Origin of the sequence: Pseudomonas sp. PSPC2-3, from assembly GCF_049898265.1 — a bacterium.
Lineage (GTDB): Bacteria > Pseudomonadota > Gammaproteobacteria > Pseudomonadales > Pseudomonadaceae > Aquipseudomonas > Aquipseudomonas veronii.
Map to the genome: position 1 here is coordinate 215586 of NZ_JAFCXJ010000008.1, position 10279 is coordinate 225864.

At 61.3% G+C, this 10279-nt stretch carries 8 protein-coding genes; 2 read left to right on the forward strand and 6 right to left on the reverse strand.

Going from position 1 to position 10279, the window contains the following annotated elements; translation table 11 throughout:
* Position 1 precedes the first annotated feature (1 nt).
* Together pcaD and pcaC are read left to right on the forward strand one after the other, a co-directional pair.
* Positions 2-793, forward strand: a complete 792-nt coding sequence (pcaD, locus tag ACP7E3_RS19620) for a 3-oxoadipate enol-lactonase (protein ID WP_046384423.1) — start codon at positions 2-4, stop codon at positions 791-793.
* A gap of 10 nt (positions 794-803) precedes the next feature.
* Complete coding sequence (gene pcaC, locus ACP7E3_RS19625) at positions 804-1196, forward strand: 4-carboxymuconolactone decarboxylase (protein ID WP_017844824.1); 393 nt, start codon at positions 804-806, stop codon at positions 1194-1196.
* An 88-nt stretch (positions 1197-1284) separates the two neighbouring features.
* Here the strand turns inward: pcaC and ACP7E3_RS19630 are convergent, their stop codons facing one another.
* The 6 genes from ACP7E3_RS19630 to ACP7E3_RS19655 form a co-directional block, all read right to left on the reverse strand.
* Positions 1285-2751 (reverse strand): M91 family zinc metallopeptidase, encoded by a 1467-nt coding sequence (locus ACP7E3_RS19630; protein ID WP_052735811.1) that lies wholly within the window; start codon positions 2749-2751, stop codon positions 1285-1287.
* A 137-nt stretch (positions 2752-2888) separates the two neighbouring features.
* Complete coding sequence (locus tag ACP7E3_RS19635) at positions 2889-3788, reverse strand: polysaccharide deacetylase family protein (RefSeq protein ID WP_079443013.1); 900 nt, start codon at positions 3786-3788, stop codon at positions 2889-2891.
* Between the two features lie 111 nt (positions 3789-3899).
* The gene (locus tag ACP7E3_RS19640) at positions 3900-5441 is read right to left on the reverse strand and encodes a M91 family zinc metallopeptidase (protein ID WP_426124118.1); all 1542 of its coding nucleotides are present in this window, start codon (positions 5439-5441) and stop codon (positions 3900-3902) included.
* Positions 5442-5532: 91 nt separating this feature from the next.
* Positions 5533-6783 (reverse strand): OprD family porin, encoded by a 1251-nt coding sequence (locus ACP7E3_RS19645; protein ID WP_046490264.1) that lies wholly within the window; start codon positions 6781-6783, stop codon positions 5533-5535.
* Between the two features lie 142 nt (positions 6784-6925).
* Positions 6926-8539: a J domain-containing protein gene (locus ACP7E3_RS19650; protein ID WP_046384420.1), complete on the reverse strand. Its 1614-nt coding sequence runs from the start codon at positions 8537-8539 to the stop codon at positions 6926-6928.
* 10 nt (positions 8540-8549) lie between these two features.
* Positions 8550-10247: a molecular chaperone HscC gene (locus ACP7E3_RS19655; RefSeq protein ID WP_046384419.1), complete on the reverse strand. Its 1698-nt coding sequence runs from the start codon at positions 10245-10247 to the stop codon at positions 8550-8552.
* Positions 10248-10279: the final 32 nt, after the last annotated feature.

A 10279-nucleotide genomic window follows, 5' to 3' on the forward strand; every position in this document is an offset into this window, starting at 1 on the left:
TGTGGCTTTTGTACAACTCGCCGAGGGCGAACTGCATTACCAACTGGATGGCCCCATCGATGCACCGGTGCTGGTGCTGTCCAATTCGCTGGGCACCGACCTGAATATGTGGGACACCCAGGTCCCGGCCTTTGCCGAGCACTTTCGCGTGCTGCGCTTCGATACCCGTGGCCACGGCCAATCCCTGGTGACCGAAGGCCCCTACAGCATCGAACAACTCGGCCGCGACGTGATTGCGCTGCTGGACGCGCTGGACATCCCGCGCGCGCATTTCTGCGGGCTGTCCATGGGCGGGCTGATCGGCCAATGGCTGGGGATTCACGCGGGGGATCGTTTGCAGCGCCTGGTGGTGTGCAACACTGCGGCCAAGATCGGTACATCAGACGTGTGGAACCCGCGTATCGAGATGGTCCTGCGCGACGGTGCGGCCGCGATGGTGGCGCTGCGCGACGCGTCGATTGCGCGCTGGTTCACCGCCGATTTCGCGGCGGCCAACCCGCAGCAGGCCAAGCGCATTACCGACATGCTCGCGGCCACCTCGCCCCAGGGCTACGCCGCCAATTGCGCAGCGGTGCGCGATGCAGACTTTAGCGAGCAACTGTCGGCGATCCACGTGCCGACCCTGGTGATCGCCGGCACTGAAGACGCTGTCACACCGCCCGCCGGCAGCCACTTTATCCAGCGTCAGGTACAGGGGGCCGAGTACGCCGAGTTCTACGCCGCCCACCTGTCCAACGTGCAAGCCGGTGCCGCGTTCAGCGACCGGGTCATTCAATTTCTGCTGGCCCGCTGAGGAGTCTTTTGTGGACGAGAAACAACGTTACGCCGACGGCCTGCAAGTGCGCCGCGAAGTGCTGGGCGACGCGCATGTCGACCGCAGCCTGAATGCCTTGACCGAGTTCAACAGCGAATTCCAGGACATGATCACCCGCCACGCCTGGGGCGATATCTGGACCCGCCCCGGCCTGCCCAGGCACACCCGCAGTTTGATCACCATCGCCATGCTGATCGGCATGAACCGCGGCGAAGAACTCAAACTGCACCTGCGCGCCGCCGCCAGCAATGGCGTGACCCGTGCCGAGATCAAGGAAGTGCTGATGCAAAGCGCGATCTACTGCGGGATTCCGGCGGCGAATGCGACGTTTCATCTGGCCGAATCGGTGTGGGATGAATTGGGGGTCGAGTCGCGCGCTTAGTGCGACTCGGCACTGCACTCCTGGCGAGAGGCAACAGGTTGTCGAGGAGCGGTCGCTGACCGTCACGGGGCTGAGCGGTCAGGTCGACTCACAGGGAGCCGTAGCTTTTTCTCAGGGGCAGGCCCATTTCTTCTCGTAACGCGTTTTCGGTCAGTGGGTAAGGATTTGACGTGGTTGGCGCGGTTGCGGGGTCGTTGTCAAAGTCGAAGGGCGGACTGGCAGTTTCCAGGCCGACGACCTGGCGTTCATCATTGGGCTCCTGGGTGCGTGTGCCGTCCGGGCGGATAATTTCCGTATTGCCGAGAAATGTGCTGCCTGTGGCTGCGTTATAAGCGTGACCCAGTTCGTGGTACAGGGTCGTGGTGGTCGGCAGAAACACACGCGACTCGTCCGAGGCTTCTCTGGGGATGACCGGGTTATAGGTCACAAACGATTCTGTCGTGCCCGCGCCACGGACCCCATCGCGGATGATCGTGGGGTCCTGCCATTCTTCCAGGGGAACGCCCTCCGGCGGCACGACGATGTGAGCATCAGTGATATCTTGCATTATCGTGACTTTGGCTCCGCTGCGCTCTGCGGCGGCGTCCAGTTCATTCAACATGTGCTGGCTGTTGGGAGAGCCTCGGTAAAACTCCAGGTCATCCTCAACCCGTTGCTTGAATGCCGGGGAACCTTCGATATCAATCGCCTTGCGCCCTGCATTTTCGGGCAATGGCACGGTCTCGATAAACTTGAATCCGAATGGCAATCCCAGGTGATCGCTGCGTTTACCGTACACAACGTCGTCGCTTGAGTTGGAATAGACGCTGTCTTGACCTCTACCCGTGTAGATATGGCTTCGGCCATAAGCGTTTATCTGATCATCGCCTTTGCCGCCGTGCATGATGTTGTGGCCGCTTCCGCCGTGCATCAGGTCGTCATCGTTTCCTCCGTCCATGTAGCTGGTTTTGCTGTCAGGACCGTAACCCGCATACATGCGGTCGTTGCCGTTCCCGCCGTACATGGTGTTATTGCCTGTGCCGCCCATCATGGTGTCATCGCCGTCGTCACCGCTGGCGTAACTGCTTGCGCTGCCCAGTTGGATGATGTCATTACCCGCGCCGCCGTAAACTTGGCTTTTACCACCTCCGGTCTGTATATGATCGTTACCTTCACCTCCATGGATTAGGGTGTAAGCCATCACATCAGGATCAATGCGAACGGTGTCGTCACCTTTGTTCGCCCTGATGGCTATCGCTGTCGCATCGCTGTTAGCAGCGGGCAGTAAATAACTTTTGCCATTTATCACGGCATTGAGTTGGCCGCGTTCGCCTTTGCTGATGTGAATGTCGTCTGCGCCATCGGCAGTATCGATTTTTAGAATCGTCACATTTTTTTTCCCGCTTTCCCCCTGATACGACGTGGTTGTCAGTGTGATATCGACATTTTTGTCACTGACAATCTTGCTGGTCTGGGGGGGAGGGCTGTTTACGAGTGCAGTGGCGCCTGGAGCTGGCGATCCGCCGGGGAGGGCATTAGGTTCGGGCGCTTTAGGCGCAACGGAAGAGGTTTGCATCGTCAATACTCTTTCTTGTGAGCGTCGGTGATTTACCGCCGATCAGTGGTGAAAAAGTTGGAGGGGTTCCCGCATGACGATAACTACTTCATTACAGCATGTATGAAAAAAGACAACGCACAGCCCGATAACGCACATTACTTGGAATCGGCGTCCCACACCCAATTCCACACCCCGGGCAGATGCACTTCTTCACTCGCTTGTTTCACGGTACGCGCCAATGCCGCCCGCTCCAGTGCTGCGTGATCGGTGTAGAACGGCTCGGCGGCGGTCTTCAGGCCGTCGATCCGGGCGCTGTCCATCAGGATCTGCAGGTACTCTTGCAGATGCCGTGCGGTGTAGCGGTTGATGTCGTGGAAGGTCACCACCACCGGTATCACGCCGTCGACTGTCGGTAATTCCCCCAAGGCGATGCGTTCGCGTACCACCGACAGCTGGCGGATCAGGTTCTCGCGGCGGCGCGGGCTGGCGTTGAAGCCCCAGATCTTGCCGTCGTTGGCGCTCAGGTCGGTCAACAACACCTTCATGCCGTGGCGCTGGTAGGCGGCGAAGGTGCGCCGGTCGTAGTTCCAGAAGGGCGGGCGCACCAGCGTCGGCGACACGCCGGTGATCGCGGCGATATCTGCAGCGCCCTGGCTGAGGGTGCGTTCAAGCTCAGTGTCGCTCAACCAGCGATGGTTGGTATGAAAGGCCGTGGCCGTGTGGAACGCCAGCACATGCCCGGCCGCGAACTCACGTTCCATGGTCTTGCGGCCCCGTGAACTGCCGCCGGAGCGCGAGGCTTCGGTCTGCAGAAAGAACACCGCCTTGATGCCCGGCAATACCGGGTTGTTTGCCAGGTCGGCCATCACCGAGCGGGTCGGGTTGTTGTACCCCGAGGCGCTGGGACCGTCATCAAACGTCAGCAGAAAACGGATCGGCGCCTGGGCCTGCAGGCGTTGTTCGGTCTGTGGCGTCAGCGCGATGGGCGCGCTGATGCAGCCGCTGAGGCTCAAGGCCAGGGCAAGCAAGGCGGATGCGATGGCGAAAGATTTCATGGGTGCGCAGGCTCGAATAAAACCCGCTGCTGGATGGGTCAGCAGCGGCAGGCGCGCACGATACCGCAAGATGCTCGGCGTGGGGTTAAAGGCTGACAAACGCGATCTGGTTTAACCTACGTATTGCGCTCGCAGTGGCCTACCCATTTCCTCGTTCAAAGCGTTTTCAGTGAAGGGCTTGGGGTTGGTGGTGATGGCCGGCGTGGCAGGATCGTTGTCAAAATCAAAGGCGGCTGCGCTGCTCTCAAGGCCGACGGCCTGGCGTTCACTGTTAGGCACTTCGTGCGCCTGCCCCTCGAATACTTCCTGCGTGGAACCCGTGAAGGCGGTGCCGTTGGCGGCGTTATAGGCGTGAGCCATTTCGTGGTAGAGCCCGATGATGGGCGGGTGAGTCGTGCCCGCCGAGGGGTTCAGTTGGGACCGGTTGTATTCAATGCGCGCGCGGTCAGCCCGAGACCCTGGTACTCCGTCGACCATGAACCCCCACTTGGGATCGTCGCCGACTACCGGCGCACGTTCGTCCTGCAGCAGGGCCAGGAGTTCCTGGCTGCCGTAGATGTACCCGCTGCCGTTCTCCTGCCGATCTTCCACAATCGTTACCGGGGCGCCGTTGCGATCGGCAGCCGCGTCCATCTCTGCGAGCATCTGCTGGCCTTGGGGAGAGTGGCGTAACAGCGCCAAATCGTCTTCGACCCGTTGGATGAACGCGGCAGATCCCTTGATTGCAAACCCCTTGATTGGGCCGGCGTGGGCAGGCACGGCCGTCAATAGCGAGCCATTGAGGTGGTTGATCGAATCGCCGGGCTGGGCGTAGATCCGGTCGCCCGGTCGATTGGCAATGACGGTGTCGTAACCGTCGCCGGTGTAGAAGGTGCTTCGGTCGTGGCCGATCAAGCGATCGTGCCCGGTGCCTCCATGCAACACCGTGTGGCCGGAGCCGGCGTACAGCCGGTCATTGCCGTTGCCGCCATCCAGATAGCTGGCTTTTCGGCGCGATCCCGCGCCCGCATAGAGGCGGTCATTGCCGTTGTTGCCATAGAGCACGCTGTCGCCGCTGCCGCCCATGAGCCGGTCGTCACCGTCATTGCCCTCTGCGTAGCCAAGGCCGCTGCCAAGGCGCACGACGTCGTTACCGTTGCCGCCGAATACGCGGGTGTCGCCACCGCCGGCCTGGATTCGGTCATTGCCGTTCCCCGCTTCAATCACGATGGGCTGCATGACGTTGGCATCGATGTGTACGTGGTCATTGCCGCCGTGGGTCTTCAGGTACAGGGTCAGCGGTTTGCCATCGTTATCGTGGCTGGCAAAACGATACAACCGGCCATTGAGGCGAATGTTCAACTGATCGTCAGAAGCCTGGCTGATGTGGACCTGGTCCGCGTCGTTGCCGGTTTCCAGGAGCAGGCTGTTGTTCAGGCTGAAGGAATAGCCGCGCTCCCATATCGACTGTCCGCTGGCTTTTAGATTGCCGTCATTCAGGAACGGGTGCAGATAGGTCTGGATCGATGTGCCTGGGAGGAACTGCAAATGGGCAGGTTTGGCCAGCCCGTAGTGACCAGTGTCGAACGTTGCTACTGGGCGCGCTGCAGGTAAGGGCGGTACGCCATCGAGGAGGCGTGGGAGAAGGCGGGTACTACCGTTGAAAACATCCATGTGTGGTCCTTGTTTAAGCGCCAGGTATCAGCCCTGGCGCTTAACAGTGATCACCCGCAGCAAATCGTTCCCGCCAAGGTGTAATACGGCTTTACAGCAGACTGAGCGGGTAGCTGACGATCAAGCGGTTTTCATCGAACTCATTGTTGCTGAAGTCGCGACGGATGCTGGAATTGCGCCAGCGCAGCGTGAGGTTTTTCAGGGCGCCGCTCTGCAGCGTGTAGCCCAATTCGCTTTCGCGGCCCCACTCCTTGCCGTCGGTGATGGTGCCGGTATGCACGTTGCTGCCGCTGATATAGCGGTTCATCAAGGTCAGGCCCGGTACGCCGAGGGCGGCAAAGTTATAGTCGTGCCGCACTTGCCAGGATTTCTCCTGGGCGTTGTCGTAGCTGGAGTTGTAACTGTCGTTGGCCAGGGTGCCGCCGCTGGTGCCGTTGACGCGCATCCAGGCGCTGTTGCCGGTGAGTTTTTGCAGGCCGACGTAGAAGGTGTTGCCGCCGTACTTGGCCGAGAACAGGCCGGACCAGGTTTTGTTGTCCAGCTCGCCTGCGCGGGCGCTGCCGTCGTCCTTGCCGTAGAAGAACCCGAGGTTGGCGCCCAGGGTCCAGTCGCCCACGGGTTGGCTATGGACCAGGTTGACGAACTGCTGGCGGTAGATGTCCTTGAGCTGGGCGTTCCACAGGCCGACCTGGGTGCGTTTGTCGTTGAACGTGTATTCGCCGCCCTGGAAGTTGAAGCGGTCGGAGGTGAAGGCGGCTTTGCCGAACATCGACATGTCCGACATGCTGCTGTCGTCCCGCGGGCTGTTGGCGCGGAACTGGCCGCCGTAGAGGGTCAGGCCGTCGATTTCCTTCGAGGTGATCTGCCCGCCGCGCAGGGTTTGCGGCAGGGAACGGCCGTCGTCGGCGCGCAGGATCGGCAGCGTCGGCATCCATTCGCCGACCTTCAGTTCGGTCTTCGAAATCCGCGCCTTGAACGCCACACCCAGGCGCCCGAAATCGTCGGCGGGGCGGCCGTCGTGGTCCAGCGGCAATAACTGTGAACCGCCAGTGCCGCGCCCGCCATCAAGCTTGAGCGAGTACAGCCCCAGTACATCCACGCCAAACCCCACGGTGCCCTGAGTGAAGCCGGACTTGGCGTCGAGAATGAAACTTTGCGTCCACTCCTGCGCGCCGCCCTGGGCTTTGGTCGGGTTGGTGAAGTTACGGTTGATGAAGAAATTGCGCAGGTTGAGGTTGGCGCTGGCGTCCTCCATAAAACCGTGTTCTTCGGCGACGACGGGAAACGCGAGGCTGGCGACTGCGGTGGCCAGCAATAGCTGGCGAGGGTGAAAAGTGCTCATGGCATTGGACCTGTTGTTATTGGGGTTATGCAGGTGGCGGCCATGGTGCGGGGCAGTGCGGGGGTGGTTCAATCGGGGGAGGGCGGGTTTTGGGCGATGATCGAACGCAAGTTGCCGGGCGCTGAGGCCCGGCATTTGCGGGTTATCGTTTGGGCAGGTCGAAGTGGGTCCAAGGCACCGCTGGCAGGTAGTGTTGCGCAGCTACGATCAGCGCCACCATCACCACCAGGAATACCACTTGCAGGGGGCTCCAGAAGGCCCAGTGCAAACCGTTCAGCCACGGGTAGCCTTCGCTGAATTTCTGGCTCATCTGACCGATACGCGTCTTGTGCAACAGGTTGATCAGGACCATACCCGCGTAGGTGAACATGCCCAGCACGCCGAGCATCAAGCCGCAGGCCACCAGCATGATCGCCTGCGGTACGCCGTGGCGAATGACCAGCCAGTAGTCATTGGGGTTGATTCGCTTGGGGATCAGGTACTGGCTCAGCCACACATCCAGAACCCGATAGGTTGAACTCATCCCGGCCCACATTTGGGTGACGCGAAAGCCAACGGCCGCCGGCACGAACGCCATCAGCATGAAAATGACCAGCGACATCCCGTCCATTCTGTCTGGCTTATCGTGGGCGATGCTCAGGCCAAGCCCCAGGGCGAAGACGGCCCATAGCCGGATAAACACCTGTGTGTAGATCGGCCGAGGTACGAATTTGCGCCAAAAGAACAGATCTGTTTGAGGCAGGCGCTCGACCAGTTGCGGATAGCGCCAGGTCAGTGTTTGCGCCAGGTGCTGGCAGGCGTTCCACTCGTTTTCGCCAAACCCATCGATCATGCGTTTGTGTTGCGTGGCGGACATCGGCGTCAGCAGCAGGCGCGCGGCCAGGGCATCGGCTGATGTGCGCCGCGTGTCCTGGGCCTTGTCTTGCAAGTTGGCGTAGAAACTTTCCTGCTCGCAACGCGACACCAATTCGCGCCATATCCACGCCGGTTCCGGGTACACGCCTTTCTGGTCGTCCCAGCCGAATGCCTGGCACACCCGCTCGAACAGCGGCACGCTCCATTGGGTTTCATGCAGCAGGTGCAGGACGATGCGCTGCCACTGCTGTTGCAGGTCGAACACCCGCAGCCAGGGTTGGTTGGTGTATTGATTGAGCTGGGTGATGAACTCGCGCTCGGCCTTTTGCTCCAGCAGTTCCAGCAAGGTGCGGCGGTAGTCTTGCAGCAGTTCGCCGGTCAGCGCTTCGTATTGCCAGGACGTCATCGCCACTTGCTGCCAGGGCGTCAGCCATTCCAGGTGTTGGGCGGCCCAACCGGCGATGGCGCTGCGTTCACCCGGTGCTTCGAAACAATGGCGCAACAGGCCGGCCTGGAACGCATCGGTGCAGCCCTGTTGCCGAGCCTGGACCCAGCGTTCATCGAGGTTACGCGCGTTGAGGTCGTCGAGCAGTGCCTGGGCCGGGTCCGGTGTGTGGGCTTCGAAGGGCGCAGGGCTGACGGGGCTGATGTTCATCAGTTCGGCCAGGTCATTCAGGTTTGCGTAGACCGCTTCGGCCACGGGCGCCTGGACGCGTTCTTCCTCTTCGTTATCAGCCCGCCAGCGTGCTTCACTCAGGGCGTGTTCATAGGCCTCGCGCAGGCGCTGGAAGCCTTGGGCGTCGTCGTCCGGGCGGCAGCTTTTCAGCAAGCGCGCATAGCTGCGCTTGATGCTGCGCTCGTCGGCGTCATCTGGCAGTTGCAGTACGGTCCAGCAATCCATCGGTGTTCCCTCAGCGCCAGAACCCGTTGTCGAGTTGCTCAAGTTGACGGGTCAGTTCGCTGCGAGCTTCGCGGATGCGGCGTTCGTCCTGGGTGTCGAGTACCTGCTGGAACTGTGCCGCCCAATGCCCTAGCTGTTCGCGCAGCTCGCCGAGGTTTTCCTGGTAGAGCCGTTCGAGGCGGGCGACGAGCACGGTGTTGACCTGCTGGTCGCGTGGGTGGACCTTCAATTGCGCCAGGGCTTGCAGGCGTTGCTGGATCTCCTGCGGGTTGAGCACGCCGGGGTTGTTCTCGATCACCAGCGAATGTTGCTCGCCGGTCAGCGGGATATTCACCTGGGCTTCCAGCAAACCGTTGTTGTCGTAGGTGAAGCGCACGTCCAGGGAGACTTCACCGGCCTTGCGCTTGGGCACGGGAATATCCAGTTGGCCCAGTTCGATGTTGTCTTTGACCAGGCGGCTTTCACCCTGGTAGATCTTCAGCAGCACGCGGGTCTGGTCATCGTGCAGGGTGACCACGCTTTTGACCCGGCTCACCGGCACGCTGCTGTTGCGTTCGATCAACGGCAGGTAATGGCCGCTTTCGATATGGCCGCCGTACTGGTTCGAGGTTTCGATGCCCAGGGTGTAGGGGCAAACGTCAGTCAGCACCACTTCTTCGAGGGCGGCAGAGCGCGCCTTGAGTGCGGCCTGGATCGCTGCGCCGTGGGCCACCACCTGGTCGGGATCGAGGCTGATGGACGGGAAACGCCCGAACAGGCCTGCGGCAAGCTTACGTACCAGTGGCATACGCGTGGTACCGCCCACCAGCAGGATTTCATCCAGGTCGCCAACCCGAATCCGCGCATCGCGCAGGGCGCGTTCGATCGGCGCGCGCAGGCGCTCCAGCAGCGGCGTGTAGAGCTTGGCCAGTTCCTGTTGGGTGATGGTTTTCACCCATTGCTGGCCGTCGACACGCAGGGCGAATTCAGCACTGTCATCCTGGCCCAGGGCTTTGCGCACGCGCTCGGCTTCGCGGCGCAGGGCTTGCAGCACAGTGCTGGTGGGCGGGAAACCCGTGGCGTTACGTTGGCTGTCGACAAAGTGTTCGAGCAACAGGGTGTCGAAGTCTTCGCCACCGAGGAAGTTGTCGCCGGCGCTGGCGCGGACTTCCATCACCCCGTCGAACAGCTCGATGATCGACACGTCAAAGGTGCCGCCGCCGAGGTCGAAAACCAGGAACGAGGTTTCTTTATCACGCTGATGCAGGCCGTAGGCGAGGGCCGCGGCGGTCGGTTCGTTGATCAGTTTTTCAACGGTCAGCCCCGCCAATTCACCGGCGATGCGCGTGGCCTTGCGTTGGCCGTCGCTGAAGTAGGCGGGCACGCTGATCACCGCGTCGGTGACCGTTTGGCCGTAGGTACGCTCGATGTCCTCCTTGAGGCTTTTGAGCACCAGCGCCGAGAGTTCTTCGGGGCGAAACGAGCGGTCGCCCAGGCGCACTTCGGTGGCGCTGCCCATGTAGCGCTTGAACAGCGAGGTGGTCAGGTGCGGGTGGGTATGCAGGCGCTCTTTGGCGGCCTGGCCTACCAGGACGCGGCCTTGGTCATCCAGCCCGACCACGCTTGGGGTCAGCAACTGGCCCAGGGCGTTGGGCACCATTTCGGCGGCATCGCCGCGCCAGACTGCCGCAAGACTGTTGGTGGTCCCCAGGTCGATTCCTACGATCATTACGACAAGCTCCCTCTGTGGTCTGTAAGAAT